The sequence below is a fragment of the Weizmannia agrestimuris genome, assembly GCF_943193165.1.
Lineage (GTDB): Bacteria > Bacillota > Bacilli > Bacillales > Bacillaceae_C > Weizmannia > Weizmannia faecalis.
Map to the genome: position 1 here is coordinate 1 of NZ_CALPDC010000002.1, position 14,418 is coordinate 14,418.

Here is a 14,418-nt window from a genome sequence, read left to right on the forward strand (position 1 = left end):
GGTTGTTGGGTGAACCACGAATCCATTAGAACATAGGAAGCATCGATACCAGAATTCATCGCCCGGGCAATCATGCCGGGAATCTGTTCTGGTGCCGTTTGTAATGCTTCTTTTCGGCGCTTATAACCGGAGCTGCGTTTATCGATATTTTCGGATATGCCGTTGATCTGGCTCTTTTTCGAACTCAATAATGAGAAGTCAACGGGTAGGAATGTTGCGCCATCAGACCATCCTAATGTCAACATGCGGAATCCTTTGTAAAAACGCATTTTTTGAGATGCATGATCAAAGCAGCGAGCCAGGAGCTCAACGTGTTTGCTTCGGTTCCGGTCATAAGATGAATCATCTAAAATCAATACTTTCGGACGGTCATGACGTGTCAATTTCGAAACTTTTCCAATCACTGAGGCAACCAGTGAAAGGAGGAAACGACGCCAGTTGAACGTTGATTGGTTGAGAAACCGATAAACGGTATCTTTGGCTGGAATGTCTGTAGCTTTCTTATTTTCCAACATCCTGAACCAGTTTTTGTTTTCAAAGATCATACAAAAAGTCAATTGAAAAATGTAGGCACAAGAAAAACCAAAGGACTTCGTAATACCGGCGATTCGCAAGTGTTTCAACACATTCAACTCTTTAAATGTTGATTTTATTTCATTTGGTAGTTGATTATTCAGGCTGTTTTTCGCTATCATAGTAGGAGACACCTCTTCTATTTGGTAGTGATTTTCGATAAATCAACTATACCAAAAGTAGAGGTGTTTTTTCATATATTAATTTTACTGTCAAGTGCTGTATCTGAGACGTAATAGACATTAGCCAGCACTGAATTTATTATGATTTTCTAGGTGCGAAAGTTGAGTAAATGATAACAACGCCAAAATTTGTGACAAAAATCACACACTTTTTTGTCGCTAAGAGAAAAAATAGCGAAAAAATTTTTGTTTTAAAGCAGGAATTTTGAAAGCCGTGTCGAAATGAGAGAATATCCCAAAAAGAAAGGTGGTATGTGATGGTTTATGTCAGTTGAAAAAATTGCGGAACTTTTGATCGGACAGGCGGTAAAAAACAATGTGACCGATGTCCATATCGTTCCGAAAGAAAAGCATTACCATGTCCAGTTCCGGCAGTACGGAAGGCTGTACCCCCACCGCAACCTTTCCGCGAAAGCCGGGGAAAGGCTGATATCCCATTTGAAATTTATGTCTTCCATGGATATCAGTGAAAAACGGAAACCCCAAAGCGGGTCGTTCGCCATGAACGTTTTGCAGCAGACGATCTCCTTAAGGATTTCGACGCTGCCAACCTCTCTTTCCAAAGAGAGCCTCGTCATTCGGATCTTGCCCCATGAAGAAAAATTCCAGCTCAGCCAAATTTCACTTTTTCCATCGAGCACAAAAAAATTAATGGCGCTGCTCAACCATTCGCATGGCATGTTGATTTTCAGCGGCCCAACCGGCAGCGGCAAGTCTACGACGATGTATACGCTTGTTGAGCAGTGCGCAAAACGGTTTTTACGGAATGTGATTACACTGGAAGATCCTGTTGAAAAACAAAGCGATTCGTTTTTGCAGGTGCAGGTAAATGAAAAAGCAGGTATTACTTACAGCACAGGGCTGAAAGCGATTTTGCGCCATGATCCGGATATTATTCTGGTGGGGGAAATCCGTGATGCCGAAACAGCAAGAATTGCGATCCGCGCATCACTCACCGGCCACCTCGTGCTGACGACATTGCATACGCGTGACGCAAAGGGCGCGATTTACAGGCTGATGGAATTTGGGGTGAGCATCCACGAAATGGAGCAGACTTTGCTCGCAGTCAGCGCACAGCGGCTGATTACATTGCGATGCCCGGTATGCGGTGGGATCCGCTGTCCGCATGATTCGCAAGATTGCCCACGCAGCCGAGAAAAGCGGCAAACCGCGGTATATGAGCTGCTGTACGGGAAAAATTTGCAGCGAGTGCTGAAAGAAGCAAAGGGGGAACAGGTCTACTATCATTATCCGACACTGAAAGAATGGCTCAGAAAGGGGATTGTGCTTGGATACATTTCTGAAGAAGAGTATCACCGCTGGATTGTCGAAGAGGAAGAAGCGGATAAGCCTCAAACTGCAGGGACGCTTTCTTACCCGGGTCGGTGAAATGCTCGAAAACGGATTTCCGATTGCAGATGCTATCGATTTTCTCGGGCATGTGGACGGCGAACTGGATGCACGTTCCATGAACAAACAGCTGCAAAACGGAACGCCACTCCATGACGTGCTGCTGAAACACCGGTTTGATGCCAATGCGTGCATGCAAATTTATTTTGCCGGACGGCACGGGGAGATGGTTGCTGCCCTTAAAGAGGCGGGCGCTTACTTATTGAAAAAGCATGAGGATGCCCTTGCCTTTTGGAAACTGATCCGTTATCCGCTCCTATTGGCAGCCGCGCTTTTTATCGCCACGGCTTTTGTGAGAAACGTGTTGCTGCCGCAATTTGAACATATGTATGTCGCAATGGACTACAAACCTTCGCGAAATCTCCGGCTGTTCCTAGCCATCATGGAACAGGCCCCGAATGATATCCTGGTTTCAAGTATTTTTCTCTTCCTATTTTTCACACTCTTTTTTCTCTATTTTAAAAGAAAAAAACCGCTGATGCAGGCGGCATGGCTTTCGCGGCTGCCGATATCCCGCTTTTACTATACCAGCTATTACAGCCAGTTTTTGGCAAGAGAATGGAGCTTTATGCTGAAAAGTGGTTTTTCCGTCTATGAAATTTTGCATGTCATGGAATCGCAAAATTTCAAGCCGCTTTGGCGCGATACTGCAAAATTTTTGCGCGAAAAACTGCTTGCTGGTGAGACGTTCTCCCGGGCACTGGCTTCTGTCCCGTTTATCGAGCCGCAGCTGGTCATTTTGGTCCGCCACGGGGAGAAAAACGGGCGCCTTGATCAGGAGCTCTATTATTACAGCCAAATTAGCTTGAAAAGAATGGAAGAGAAAATCCAAAGCCTGTTCGGGCTGATTCAACCGGTTGTGTTTATTTTCATCGGTTTCTTTTTGGTCGCCATTTATTTGTCGATCATGCTGCCGATGTTCCAGATGATTGACGCGGTTTAACCGGGGAAGGCGTGCCGGATGGCGGGGCTTCAAGCCTTCCCCCTAAAAAAAGAAAGGAGAAATTGCCCATGTCTTTTATCAAAAATGAAAAAGGGTTTACGCTGATCGAAATGCTGATTGTTTTGCTCGTCATTACGGTTCTCTTGTTTTTGATGATTCCGAACATTTCCAAGCATACCGATGCGATCAATAATAAAGGCTGCGATGCGTTCATTGCGATGGTGCAGGGACAGGTGCAGGCGTATGAAATGGACCACAATGAATATCCGTCATCTATCAACCAGTTAAAAGACGGCGGCTATGTATCGAAAACGAGCTGCCCGAATGGAAACGGAGTGAACATCGGGGCGGACGGGAAAGTAACGGAGGTTGCAAAGTGAAACGGCCAAAAAATGAAGCCGGTTTTACCTTTCCGGAAATGCTCGTTGTTTTGTTGATTGTATCCGTGATCACCGCCCTTGCGTTTGCCGGTTTTAAGCCGGTGAAACATACGATCGTCAAAAAAATGTTCATTAACCAGCTTGAAAATGATTTGTATCTGGCGCAAACGGACGCGATTTCCCGCCAGACGAATGTATACGTCCAATTTTTCCGCCAGAACAATATGTACTCCATTTTCGAAGCGAGGAAAAATGCGACGATTATAAAAAGAAGGCTTCCGGAAGGCATCAAAATGTTCGAAAACGGCAGCTTTCATTCCTATGCAATTGGGCCGGACGGGAATGTCACCCAGTTCGGCACGCTCTATTTCCAGTCCGGCCAAGAACAAATCAAGCTGGTTACGCATATTGGAAGCGGGCGGTTTTATGTCGAAGAATGAACGGGGCTTTACTTTTCCGGAAGTCATCGCTGCGTTTGCCGTATTTTGCCTGATGGCGGCCTGCTTATTCCCGCCGTTTCTCCATATGCTTGGTCAAATCAAAGAGACAAAGCAGGAGATGGAGGCATCCCGTTTTTTATACGAAAAAACGGAGGAATGGATTTTTACCGGAAAAGTCGTTGAAAAAGAAAAAAAGGCGGGCGGGGCCACATGGACATTTCAAATCAAAGACAATGGCAGAAAGGCATGTGTCAAACATGAACAAAACACGACTTGCGTTTCGCTCCAGCAATGAAAAAGGCTTTACGCTGCTTGAAAGCGTGTGCGTACTGCTTCTCGTCACTTCCTTGTTCTCACTTTTTCCCCTGGCAGTGAAAACATTCGGGACAGCCGGGGAAGCATTCCGGCCGGAAGAAGATGAAGAGTGGAATCTTTTTCTCATGCAGTTGCGTAAAGAAATCCGGATAAGCACCTCGTGCCAGGCAGCCCAAAATACTTTGAAACTGAACGAGGCAGGAAGGACGATTACGTATGAACCATACCAGAACAGTCTGCGGCGGAGAGTGGACGGTGAAGGGCATCAAATTGTGCTTCAAAATGTGCAGTCCATCCAATTTGCGGCAACAGGAAACGGGGTCAAAGTGGCCGCCGTTTATCCGAATGGCGCGGAAAGAACAGCGGAAATGACCTTTCTTTCCCGCCATGCGGTTGATCCCGGCCAATCGGAAGGCGTTGCCCGATGAACAGGCAAAAAGGGTTTATTTTGCCAGTGGTGCTGTTTTTGGCGCTTGCCGCATGCAGTATGGTCATTTCGGGAACGGACATTTATCTCGGCGAAAAGAAATATGCCGTGCTGGTGAAGGAATATTATTTGCGGAATACCATGTCGCTTTTCGCCATTAGGGAGGCGGCGCAAAAATTGGAAAAAGGCGACAAAAGCCCGGGGGAACTCCGTTTTTCAGACGGAAAGGTGTCTTACAGTATCAAACAGGACGGAGATACTGCAGTGATTTCTTTAACTGCGGAAAATGAGAGTGGTGAACCGTTTAAAAGTACGATACGATATAATCAGACAGAAAAAAAGGTGTTTCAATGGGAGGAACGATGAACAAAAGGATCTATTTGACCGGGTTTATGGGTGCCGGAAAAACGACTGTCGGCCATGCGCTCGCCTCGCTCTTGGGAAGTAGGGCGACGGACTTGGACCGCTGGATTGAAGAAGAGGAAGGAATGCCGCCCGCTGCCATTTTCGCTGTAAAAGGAGAAGCCTATTTTCGCCGGAAAGAAACAGAGATGCTGAAACGGGCCACATCGCTTGCAGGGGTGATCATGACAGGCGGGGGAATTGTCATGCGGGAAGAAAACGTCTGTCTATTAAAACGAGACGGCGTGACGGTTTTTCTGGATTGCGATCCGGAAATATTGGTTTCACGCATTCAAAATGACCCCTCAAGACCTGTTGCAGCAGGAAGGACAAAGGAGGAGATCATCTCCCTTTATAAAAAAAGGCGGCCGTTTTACCTTTCTTGTGCCGATTTGGTTATTGATACGACGGGAAAATCGGTGGCGGAAATTGTTGCGGAAATTTCCGGCCGCATAAAAACGGAAGCTTTCGGGTATACTGGCGCCTGTAAGGACGGTGGCGCCAATGTCGACAAATGATTATGTCAAATTGCTGACACAAACATGGATGCAGCATGTGAGCACGCCAAAAAGCGAGCGGCAGAAAAAGCGGAACGAGAAAAAGGAAGAGATGCCGCCTTTTGCCGAAAGATGGTTCGGTATCCTCCCTTATTTTTTCCTCTTTTTCAAAAGAAAACAGTAGAAAGCAGGCAGCCTTTTTTGCGGGCTGCCTGCTTATATAAACGCATCTTTTAAATAAAAGAGGCCACCGTTTAGGACATGAACGGTAATTTTCGGCTCATACTGTTCCTTTAGCGCCTGTTTTTCAATTTCATACGATTCCGGGCACTCTTCCATATCTTCGTAAAAATGGTCCAACAGCGCGAGATCCTGGTGCCACCGTTTTACCGCTTCTTCCGCCCAATGATGCGGCTCTTTCGCCAGGCCCTGCCGGATATAATGTTCAATCCTTTTGACGGCGCTTTTTAGCATGATGATCGGCGTCAGGGTAAAACAATAATCCGGAATTTTCGGCACCAGCGTCCGCTGCTCCAACAAGTCCTGAAAATTTTCAGCCATTGTGCCGTGGATCAAATTCAACCCGATCGAACGGAACACATCTTTTTTTAAATCACAGCGGTACGAAATTTTAACATTCATCCCAAGCCAAGGGTAAAGCGGCACCTGTTTCTGCCCGGGATGGACGTCTTCAAACAGGCGGATATAGCGGGAAAACTGCTTTGCCGTCTCGAAAATCTGGTTCAGGCGGGGGCTTCCAAAATGGACCGGCTCTCCTTTCACCGTATCCGGTGCTTTTTCCCGGTCCGTAATGAACGTGACGGTCATCGGATTCGGGATGCCGCCTGTTTTTTCAAGATAGGACCAGTAAAACGGCCGGTTCATTAACGCTTTATCGAGTTCAATGGTTAATTGCACCGTCATCCAGCCGGGGCGGTTTTCAACCAATACAGCGCCGTTTGCTTCAAAAAAGCGTTCAAGATATTGATGTATTTCTTCCTGCAGCATCCGCATGCCCCTCCTCTTTCCGTATCGCTTCCGCAAATTCGATCATTTGGGTGAGATTTTCCATTTTGATGTTCATTTCGCCTTCTGATTGCGAGTTTTGGAAGACATCCAGCAGATGGTCTTCCAGTTTTCCGAATTCGAGCCGGGTCAGAATTTCATCAAGTTCCCCGATCACCCGCTCAAACAAATGGATTTTTTCGTACAACAGTTTCAGAATATGTTCTTCAACCGTATTTTTGGTCGCAAAGTTGTAAATATGCACGTCCTTTTCCTGGCCGAGGCGGTGGACGCGCCCGATCCTTTGCTCGAGCCGCATCGGGTTCCACGGCAGGTCAAAATTGATCATATGGTGGCAAAATTGCAGGTTGATCCCTTCACCGCCCGCTTCTGTCGCAATGAGCACCTGGGCGTGGTTTTCAAACAGCTGCCGCATCCAGTCTTTTTTGCCGCGCTTAAAGCCGCCGCGGAACGGGACGGATGAAATGCCGTGTTGTTTTAAAAACCATTGCAGGTAAAGCTGTGTTGCCCGGTATTCCGTAAAAATAATCACTTTATCATCAATGTTTTGGATCAGCTCGAGCGCTTTTTCCGCTTTTGAATTGGTTTTTACCGCTTCAATTTTCTGGATCAGCGCAGCAACGGTTTCTTCTAAAACGGGCGAGGGCTGCTCCGTTTTTTTCAGCAGGTTTTTTAAGGTTACAAAAACGGCTTCCCGGCTCGAACACGCCTCGCGCTGCAGCGTCAACAGCGAAAAGCCGGCGCGGCTGTACGATTCGCTGCCTTGCCGGATCGTTTGCAGCGCGTCATACAGTTCGCGCTCTTCTTTACTGAAGTCAATCAGCACCGTTTCAACGCGCCGTTTTGTCCATTCCACCCCGGTGTTTGTGCGCCGGTTCCGGATCATCACTTTGCTGACCAGCTCCCGCAAATGTTCGTCTTCCTTCACCTGCCTGTCCCCTTTTTTATATTTTTTGCTGAAATTCGATTCGCTGCCTAAATGGCCTGGCTTTAAAAGGGAGACAAGGTGGAAGATTTCATCGATCCGGTTTTGAATCGGTGTTGCCGTCAAAAGCAGGCAGAATTTCTTCTTTAAGCCTTGAACAAAGGCGTAATTTTTTGTATTCGGATTTTTTAACTTATGCGCCTCGTCAATAATAATCATGTCATACTGCTGCTTGTAAATGATGTCACGGTGCGGGCTTCTTTTTGCGGTGTCAATGGAAGAGACAACACAGTCATACTGCTCCCACATATAACTTTTCTTTTGCCCAACAGCGGGGATATGGAATTTGCTGTTCAGTTCCGCGACCCATTGCGATACGAGCGACGCCGGAACTAAAATGAGCACTTTTTTTGCTAGCCCGCGAATCATATATTCTTTTAAAATAAGGCCGGCTTCAATCGTTTTTCCAAGCCCGACTTCATCCGCCAAAATGGCTTTGCCGTTCATTTTTTCAACGACCTGGCGGGCAACCTCCAGCTGGTGCGCAAGCGGTTTGACATTGGCCAGATGCTTTGGCGCCTGCAATCCTTCAAATTCAGGAATGACCAGCCGTTTTTCCATTTCCACTGCAAGCTTATAAAGTTCCCATTTTCCCCACGGCCCGTCGTCCTGATAGCGTTCCATCAATCCCGTTTCCCATGAGCGGTCAAATTCAATGTTGACTTCCATGCTGCCTGCACTCCTTTTCCAATCGTCCCCGATCATCGTTTTCGATTTCTTACAGCCGCTTTTTATTTTAAAAAATTCAATTGATTTTCAGAATGGTGTCATGATACGATGAAACTGATCAAGAGTTTTTACAGGTTATACAGGGAAAAATCGTATCGAACAGCCTGCATCAGGCATTTTAACTTTAGTATGCCCGATTTTGAACTGAATATTGGCGGATGAGAATAAGAGGAGAGACTGCATTTTTTGCAGCGCCGACGGAGCAAGCGGAAACGTGAATCTCTCAGGCAAAAAGACTCTTAATTTGACGCATCTCTGGAGAGCGCTTCTTTTCGGGAAGCCACCAAAGGGGAAAACCGTTTTTCGGTAAACTTTCAGGTGCAAGGACAGGGAATATTTCGTGAAGCAGGCGGAATATTCCCTGTTTTTTTGCCCCCGGATCCACGTCCGGATAAAAAACAAAATGGAGGGGTACGAATGCCGGAATTAAAACGGACGCCATTATATGATGTATACCGGAAATACGGCGCAAAAACGACCGATTTCGGCGGCTGGGAACTGCCGGTGCAATTTTCGGGCATTAAAGCCGAACACGAAGCCGTCCGTACGCGGGCAGGCCTGTTTGATGTTTCGCATATGGGCGAAATCCTGGTGGAGGGGCCTCAAAGCCTTGGCTTTCTTCAAAAAATGATGACGAACGATGTGTCCAAATTGAAGCCGGGTGCTGCCCAATATACCGCCATGTGCAATGAAGCCGGCGGCACAGTCGATGATTTGCTGGTTTACCAATTGGGCGAAAACCGGTATTGGCTCGTGGTGAATGCCGCCAATACGGAAAAAGATTACAAGTGGCTTGTTTCACACCGGACGGAGGATGTTTCCATAACGGACATCAGCGCATCGGTTGCCCAGCTCGCGCTCCAGGGGCCGCTTGCTACGGAAGTGATGCAGAAACTTGCGCCAGAAGCGGATGTTTTTGCCATTCCAACGTTTTCATTTATTGAAAACGCAAAGGCTGCCGGTTGTAAAGTATTGCTTTCGAGAACCGGTTACACGGGTGAAGACGGCTTTGAAATTTACTGCCGCAGTGAAGATGCACTGAAGCTATGGGATGAGATATTGGCGAAGGGCCGGGAAAAAGGCGTTTTGCCGTGCGGGCTCGGAGCAAGGGATACGCTCCGCTTTGAAGCCGGGCTCTGTCTTTACGGCCAGGAGCTAACGGAAGACATTTCTCCGCTTGAAGCCGGCATCGGTTTTGCTGTAAAGCTTAAGAAAGAAGCGGATTTTATCGGGAAGCAGGCGCTCCTTGCACAGAAAGCAGAAGGTCTGAAACGGCGCCTTGCCGGTATCGAAATGATCGGCCGTGGCATTCCGCGCCACGGATACAGCGTTTATGCAGGGGATGAGCGGATTGGCACGGTGACAACCGGGACACAGTCGCCGACTTTAAAGAAAAATATCGGCCTTGCCCTTTTGCGTATACCGTGGGACGCACCCGGCACCGAAGTAGAAGTGGACGTCCGTTCCAAAAAGATTAAAGCTGTCGTTGTCCAAACACCGTTCTATAAAAAGCCAAAAAACGGGGGAGGGGAAAAGTGATGCATCGCTACCTGCCAATGACGGAAGAAGATAAGCGTGAGATGCTGGATGCGATCGGAGTCCGAAGCGTCGGGGAACTGTTTTCCGATATTCCCGAAAAAGTGCGGTTTAAAGGGGATTACCGGATCAAAAAAGCAAAATCGGAAACGGCGCTGTTAAAAGAACTGTCAGAACTTGCCGGAAAAAATGCCAATTTAAAAGAATATGCCTCTTTTTTGGGGGCGGGGGTTTACGACCACTATATTCCAACGGTCGTGGACCATGTGATCTCAAGATCCGAATTTTATACGGCCTATACACCTTACCAGCCGGAAATCTCGCAAGGGGAACTGCAGGCTATCTTTGAATTCCAGACGATGATATGCGAGCTGACCGGCATGGATGTGGCCAATTCCTCGATGTATGACGGCGGCACGTCCATGGCTGAAGCGGCCATGCTTGCGGCCGGGCAGACGAAGAGGAAGAAAATATTGATTTCAAAAGCTGTCCATCCGGAGTACCGGGCCGTTTTACATACTTATGCCAAGGGAAAAGGCATCACCGTGGAAGAAATACCGCTCGCAGACGGCTGCACCGATCTGGAAGCAGCTAAAAAACAAATAGACGGCGGGACAGCTGCTGTCATCGTCCAGTACCCGAACTTTTTCGGTTCGCTTGAACGGTTAAAAGAAATCGGCGAACTGGCCCATGCCGAAAAAGCTTTGTTTGTTGTATCCGCCAATCTGCTTGCCCTTGGGGTGCTTGCGCCGCCGGGGGATTTCGGCGCCGATATTACAACCGGCGATTGCCAGGTTTTCGGCATTCCAACTGCATTCGGCGGCCCGCATTGCGGCTACTTCGCTACAACGTCAAAACTAATGCGGAAAATGCCGGGCCGGCTCGTCGGCGAAACGGTCGACGAGAACGGGAAAAGGGGGTATGTGCTTACGCTCCAGGCGCGCGAACAGCATATCCGCCGCAATAAAGCGACGTCCAATATTTGCTCTAACCAGGCGCTCAATGCCCTTGCCGCATCGGTGGCCATGAGCGCCCTCGGCAAAAAAGGCGTAAAAGAAATGGCACTAGCCAATATGGCAAAAGCACAGTACGCAAAAAAGAAATTGGCGGAAAAAGGGTTTGAAATCCCGTTTTCGTCTCCTTTTTTCAATGAGTTTCCCGTGAAATTGCCAAAAAGTGTTCAAGAAGTAAATGAACATTTATTGCAGAAAAAAATCATCGGCGGTTATGATGTGAGCAAGGATTACCCGGAATTTGCCGGTTGCATGCTCATTGCCGTGACGGAATTGCGGTCAAAAGAAGAGATTGACCAATTGGCTGAAGAAATGGGGGTCGTGTGTGATGGCGAATGAAGGAATGCCGCTCATTTTTGAACGGTCCAAACAGGGGCGGATCGCGTACAGCTTGCCGGAAATGGACGTGCCGGAAGTGGACGCTTTTGACATTTTTCCGCCTGAATACGTCCGCAAACAGGATGCGGAACTGCCGGAAGTGTCGGAACTGGATTTAATGCGGCACTACACAAAGCTGTCAGAAAACAACCACGGCGTCGATTCCGGCTTTTACCCGCTCGGATCCTGCACGATGAAATACAATCCGAAAATCAATGAAACGGTTGCGCGCTTTCCGGGATTTGCCCATATCCACCCGCTTCAAGATGAAAGCACCGTCCAGGGGGCGCTCGGGCTGATGTATGACTTGCAGGAACATTTAAAAGAGATTACCGGCATGGATGAGGTGACCTTGCAGCCTGCTGCCGGCGCCCACGGGGAATGGACCGGGCTGATGCTGATCCGTGCTTTCCATGAAGCAAACGGGGATACAAAGCGGACAAAAGTGATCATTCCCGACTCCGCCCACGGCACCAACCCGGCTTCCGCGTCCGTTGCCGGCTTCGAAACGGTCACTGTGAAGTCGAATGAAGAAGGGCTTGTCGATCTCGACGACTTAAGAAAAATTGCCGGGGAAGATACCGCGGCGCTCATGCTTACCAATCCGAATACGCTCGGGCTGTTTGAAGCGCATATCCTTGAAATGGCGGAGATCATCCATGACGCGGGCGGCAAACTGTATTATGACGGTGCCAACTTGAATGCCGTGCTTGCGAAGGCGCGCCCGGGCGATATGGGATTCGATGTTGTCCACCTGAATCTTCATAAAACGTTCACAGGCCCCCACGGCGGCGGTGGCCCGGGTTCGGGTCCGGTCGGCGTCAAAAAAGAGCTGATCCCGTTTTTGCCGGTGCCGGTTGTTGCGAAAAAAGGCGACCGCTATGTGCTGGATGAAGACCGGCCGCAATCGATCGGCAGGGTAAAGCCGTTTTACGGCAATTTCGGCATCAATGTCCGGGCCTATACGTATATCCGTTCAATGGGGCCGGATGGCTTGCGGGAAGTGACCGAGAATGCGGTGATCAATGCCAATTATATGATGAGGAAACTGGCGCCGTATTACGACCTGCCGTATGACCGCCATTGTAAACATGAATTTGTGTTAAGCGGCAGGCGCCAGAAAAAACTCGGGGTGCGGACGTTTGATATTGCCAAGCGGCTGCTTGATTTCGGCTTCCATCCGCCAACTGTGTATTTCCCGCTCAATGTGGAAGAGTGCATGATGATTGAGCCGACGGAAACAGAGTCGAAGGAAACGCTGGATGCCTTTATTGACGCGATGATCCAAATCGCAAAAGAAGCGGAGGAAAATCCGGAAATCGTCCAGGAAGCCCCGCATACAACCATTGTCAAACGCCTGGATGAAACGCGGGCGGCACGAAAACCGGTTTTGCGTTATGTGAAAAAATAAAAAGAAAAATGCCGCAGCATTGCCGCGGCATTTTTTATTTCCCTGATTTGATTTTGCCTGTCCAGTTTTTAAAGCCGCCTTTCAACTGGTAAAGGTCGCGGCAGCCGTTTTTATAAAGCATTTCAGCGGCGCGCCCGGTGCGCGTCCCGTTCTGGCAATATAAATAAACCGGTTTATCGGTCCGGATCTCTTTTAATCTCATTTTCAGCTGAGACAGCGGAATATTGCGTGCGCCTAAAATATGTCCGTTTGCAAATTCATTCGGTTCGCGCACATCAATGAGCTGCGCTTTGCGGTAACCCGCCTTGAATTCTTCTTCCGTCAAGCTTTTCAGGATTTTTTTCTGCCGGTAGTATCTGGCGAGAGTATATGCTACTACCGCAACAATAACAATGATGAGTGTGTACCACGATTGTGACATCTTTCGTGCCCCCTTTCTTACCTGATGCGCTATCTACTATTATATTCGTGTTGCGCTTCTGAATCAAAATCTTTTTTTAAGAAACATGTCACCGCTATTTTTTCCGTTTTTTCCGTCTGAAAAGCCCGTAACCGTTCTGTTTTAAGCACCAGCGGAAAAATCGGCACAAACTTGAGCGGGGCTTTGCCGTTTTTCGTCGTTTTTTGGTAAACTGGTAAAGTGATATTTTAAAGAAGAGGGGTACATATGGGAAAAGAAACCTGGTTGTTTGTAGATTCAGGCCACTGTCCGCCGTTTTTTAACATGGCGCTGGATGAGGCCCTGCTTGACTGGCACAGCAAAGGGGAGATCCCGCCAGCCATCCGCTTTTACGGCTGGGATCCGGCCACCCTTTCAATCGGGTATTTCCAGCGGGCAAAACAGGAAATCGATCTCGAAGCGGTAAAACGATACGGGCTCGGTTTTGTCCGGCGACCGACAGGGGGAAGGGCTGTTTTGCACGAGCACGAGCTGACCTACAGCGTGATCGTGTCGGAAGCGCATCCGGATATGCCGAAAACGGTCACGGAAGCCTACCGTGTCATTTCAGAGGGGCTTGTCAGGGGATTTCGTGCGCTCGGCCTGGAGGCGTATTTTGCAGTGCCGCGAACGGAAGCAGAACGGGAGGCACTAAGGTCTCCGCATTCTTCGGTTTGTTTTGATACGCCGAGCTGGTACGAACTGGTCGTGGAAGGGCGAAAAGTCGCCGGCAGCGCACAGACGCGGCAGAAAGGCGTCATTTTGCAGCACGGCTCGATTTTGCTCGATATGGATGAGGACAAGCTGTTCAGCCTGTTTAAATATCCGAATGACAGAGTGAGAGAAAGGATGCAGCGGAGTTTTAAGAAAAAGGCGGTTGCAATCAATGAGCTGCGCAACGTTCCCGTCACATACGAGGAGGCAAAAGAGGCTTTCCATAAGGGGTTTGAAGAAGGGCTCGGCATCCGGCTGGAACCGTACACGCTGACGCCGGCGCAACAGGCGTATGTCGAAGAACTGGCAGACAGAAGGTACCGGTCGGATGAATGGAATTTTAAGAGATAAATGAACATTTGTTTTTTTTAGCGGCCAGAGGTATGATTTTTCGCTTTTTCCTTTAGTGCCGCGCTTTTTATGGCTGCTTTTTTGATGCAAGCGGCAAATTTTTTCGTTATGCCCGGGTTTGCCTGCTTTTTCGGGGGATTTCTCAGATTTTCGGCATGGTTTATTCTTTTTTTCATTTGACAAAAAGAAAGAGGTTTGACCTAAACACAATATATGGTATATAAAAACAAAATGTCAATACAATATCTAGTATTTTTGCTTGCAATT

17 protein-coding genes and 1 riboswitch are annotated in these 14,418 nt (G+C 48.2%); of the genes, 13 read left to right on the forward strand and 4 right to left on the reverse strand.

Going from position 1 to position 14,418, the window contains the following annotated elements:
• A partial coding sequence (locus NFR98_RS01285) for an IS4 family transposase (RefSeq protein WP_251459530.1) occupies window positions 1–695 on the reverse strand: 695 nt, incomplete at its 3' end.
• Window positions 696–1,019: 324 nt separating this feature from the next.
• Here NFR98_RS01285 and comGA point away from each other — a divergent pair.
• The 9 genes from comGA (at window position 1,020) to NFR98_RS01330 (ending at window position 5,753) form a co-directional block, all read left to right on the forward strand.
• The gene (gene comGA, locus NFR98_RS01290) at window positions 1,020–2,144 is read left to right on the forward strand and encodes a competence type IV pilus ATPase ComGA (protein ID WP_251459532.1); all 1,125 of its coding nucleotides are present in this window, start codon (window positions 1,020–1,022) and stop codon (window positions 2,142–2,144) included.
• A 1-nt stretch (window position 2,145) separates the two neighbouring features.
• On the forward strand, window positions 2,146–3,108 hold the full coding sequence (gene comGB, locus NFR98_RS01295) for a competence type IV pilus assembly protein ComGB (RefSeq protein WP_017550533.1): 963 nt from the start codon (window positions 2,146–2,148) through the stop codon (window positions 3,106–3,108).
• Window positions 3,109–3,176: 68 nt separating this feature from the next.
• On the forward strand, window positions 3,177–3,488 hold the full coding sequence (gene comGC / locus NFR98_RS01300; RefSeq protein WP_014098023.1) for a competence type IV pilus major pilin ComGC: 312 nt from the start codon (window positions 3,177–3,179) through the stop codon (window positions 3,486–3,488).
• A complete protein-coding gene (comGD, locus tag NFR98_RS01305) occupies window positions 3,485–3,928 on the forward strand; it encodes a competence type IV pilus minor pilin ComGD (RefSeq protein ID WP_014098024.1) in 444 nt (147 codons plus the stop codon). Before comGC ends, comGD begins: the two co-directional genes overlap by 4 nt.
• Window positions 3,915–4,223 carry a type II secretion system protein gene (locus NFR98_RS01310; RefSeq protein WP_014098025.1) on the forward strand — a complete coding sequence of 103 codons (309 nt, stop codon included), beginning with the start codon at window positions 3,915–3,917 and terminating at the stop codon, window positions 4,221–4,223. Before comGD ends, NFR98_RS01310 begins: the two co-directional genes overlap by 14 nt.
• A complete protein-coding gene (gene comGF / locus NFR98_RS01315) occupies window positions 4,186–4,671 on the forward strand; it encodes a competence type IV pilus minor pilin ComGF (protein ID WP_014098026.1) in 486 nt (161 codons plus the stop codon). The genes NFR98_RS01310 and comGF overlap by 38 nt, the downstream gene beginning before the upstream one ends.
• Window positions 4,668–5,036 (forward strand): competence type IV pilus minor pilin ComGG, encoded by a 369-nt coding sequence (gene comGG / locus NFR98_RS01320; RefSeq protein ID WP_014098027.1) that lies wholly within the window; start codon window positions 4,668–4,670, stop codon window positions 5,034–5,036. The genes comGF and comGG overlap by 4 nt, the downstream gene beginning before the upstream one ends.
• Window positions 5,033–5,590, forward strand: coding sequence for a shikimate kinase (locus NFR98_RS01325; protein ID WP_014098028.1), 558 nt, complete (start codon window positions 5,033–5,035; stop codon window positions 5,588–5,590). The genes comGG and NFR98_RS01325 overlap by 4 nt, the downstream gene beginning before the upstream one ends.
• On the forward strand, window positions 5,577–5,753 hold the full coding sequence (locus NFR98_RS01330) for a YqzE family protein (protein WP_014098029.1): 177 nt from the start codon (window positions 5,577–5,579) through the stop codon (window positions 5,751–5,753). The genes NFR98_RS01325 and NFR98_RS01330 overlap by 14 nt, the downstream gene beginning before the upstream one ends.
• A 32-nt stretch (window positions 5,754–5,785) precedes the next feature.
• Here the strand turns inward: NFR98_RS01330 and NFR98_RS01335 are convergent, their stop codons facing one another.
• Together NFR98_RS01335 and NFR98_RS01340 are read right to left on the reverse strand one after the other, a co-directional pair.
• Window positions 5,786–6,577 carry a YqhG family protein gene (locus tag NFR98_RS01335; protein WP_251459534.1) on the reverse strand — a complete coding sequence of 264 codons (792 nt, stop codon included), beginning with the start codon at window positions 6,575–6,577 and terminating at the stop codon, window positions 5,786–5,788.
• The gene (locus NFR98_RS01340; protein ID WP_014098031.1) at window positions 6,546–8,249 is read right to left on the reverse strand and encodes a DEAD/DEAH box helicase; all 1,704 of its coding nucleotides are present in this window, start codon (window positions 8,247–8,249) and stop codon (window positions 6,546–6,548) included. The genes NFR98_RS01335 and NFR98_RS01340 overlap by 32 nt, the downstream gene beginning before the upstream one ends.
• A gap of 218 nt (window positions 8,250–8,467) precedes the next feature.
• Window positions 8,468–8,558: riboswitch (glycine riboswitch) on the forward strand.
• 168 nt (window positions 8,559–8,726) lie between these two features.
• Between NFR98_RS01340 and gcvT the strand changes: the two genes are divergently transcribed.
• From gcvT to gcvPB, 3 genes are read left to right on the forward strand one after another with little or no spacing between them, the layout of a single operon-like run.
• Window positions 8,727–9,848: a glycine cleavage system aminomethyltransferase GcvT gene (gcvT, locus tag NFR98_RS01345; protein WP_017550532.1), complete on the forward strand. Its 1,122-nt coding sequence runs from the start codon at window positions 8,727–8,729 to the stop codon at window positions 9,846–9,848.
• Complete coding sequence (gcvPA, locus tag NFR98_RS01350; RefSeq protein WP_026104522.1) at window positions 9,845–11,197, forward strand: aminomethyl-transferring glycine dehydrogenase subunit GcvPA; 1,353 nt, start codon at window positions 9,845–9,847, stop codon at window positions 11,195–11,197. The genes gcvT and gcvPA overlap by 4 nt, the downstream gene beginning before the upstream one ends.
• Complete coding sequence (gcvPB, locus tag NFR98_RS01355) at window positions 11,187–12,647, forward strand: aminomethyl-transferring glycine dehydrogenase subunit GcvPB (RefSeq protein ID WP_251459536.1); 1,461 nt, start codon at window positions 11,187–11,189, stop codon at window positions 12,645–12,647. The genes gcvPA and gcvPB overlap by 11 nt, the downstream gene beginning before the upstream one ends.
• A gap of 34 nt (window positions 12,648–12,681) precedes the next feature.
• On the opposite strand, the gene NFR98_RS01360 is transcribed toward gcvPB, so the two are convergent.
• Window positions 12,682–13,068 carry a rhodanese-like domain-containing protein gene (locus NFR98_RS01360; RefSeq protein ID WP_014098035.1) on the reverse strand — a complete coding sequence of 129 codons (387 nt, stop codon included), beginning with the start codon at window positions 13,066–13,068 and terminating at the stop codon, window positions 12,682–12,684.
• Between the two features lie 246 nt (window positions 13,069–13,314).
• Between NFR98_RS01360 and NFR98_RS01365 the strand changes: the two genes are divergently transcribed.
• Window positions 13,315–14,151, forward strand: coding sequence for a lipoate--protein ligase family protein (locus NFR98_RS01365; protein ID WP_017550530.1), 837 nt, complete (start codon window positions 13,315–13,317; stop codon window positions 14,149–14,151).
• Window positions 14,152–14,418 lie beyond the last annotated feature (267 nt).

Bases quoted from the DNA above. Each gene is read 5' to 3' on its own strand.
- NFR98_RS01365 (WP_017550530.1), top strand. From the start codon at position 13,315: ATGGGAAAAGAAACCTGGTTGTTTGTAGATTCAGGCCACTGTCCGCCG.
- comGB (WP_017550533.1), top strand. From the start codon at position 2,146: ATGCTCGAAAACGGATTTCCGATTGCAGATGCTATCGATTTTCTCGGG.
- comGA (WP_251459532.1), top strand. From the start codon at position 1,020: ATGTCAGTTGAAAAAATTGCGGAACTTTTGATCGGACAGGCGGTAAAA.
- comGG (WP_014098027.1), top strand. From the start codon at position 4,668: ATGAACAGGCAAAAAGGGTTTATTTTGCCAGTGGTGCTGTTTTTGGCG.
- gcvPB (WP_251459536.1), top strand. From the start codon at position 11,187: ATGGCGAATGAAGGAATGCCGCTCATTTTTGAACGGTCCAAACAGGGG.
- NFR98_RS01325 (WP_014098028.1), top strand. From the start codon at position 5,033: ATGAACAAAAGGATCTATTTGACCGGGTTTATGGGTGCCGGAAAAACG.
- comGC (WP_014098023.1), top strand. From the start codon at position 3,177: ATGTCTTTTATCAAAAATGAAAAAGGGTTTACGCTGATCGAAATGCTG.
- NFR98_RS01335 (WP_251459534.1), bottom strand. From the start codon at position 6,577: ATGCTGCAGGAAGAAATACATCAATATCTTGAACGCTTTTTTGAAGCA.
- comGF (WP_014098026.1), top strand. From the start codon at position 4,186: ATGAACAAAACACGACTTGCGTTTCGCTCCAGCAATGAAAAAGGCTTT.
- NFR98_RS01330 (WP_014098029.1), top strand. From the start codon at position 5,577: ATGTCGACAAATGATTATGTCAAATTGCTGACACAAACATGGATGCAG.
- NFR98_RS01340 (WP_014098031.1), bottom strand. From the start codon at position 8,249: ATGGAAGTCAACATTGAATTTGACCGCTCATGGGAAACGGGATTGATG.
- NFR98_RS01360 (WP_014098035.1), bottom strand. From the start codon at position 13,068: ATGTCACAATCGTGGTACACACTCATCATTGTTATTGTTGCGGTAGTA.
- gcvT (WP_017550532.1), top strand. From the start codon at position 8,727: ATGCCGGAATTAAAACGGACGCCATTATATGATGTATACCGGAAATAC.
- NFR98_RS01310 (WP_014098025.1), top strand. From the start codon at position 3,915: ATGTCGAAGAATGAACGGGGCTTTACTTTTCCGGAAGTCATCGCTGCG.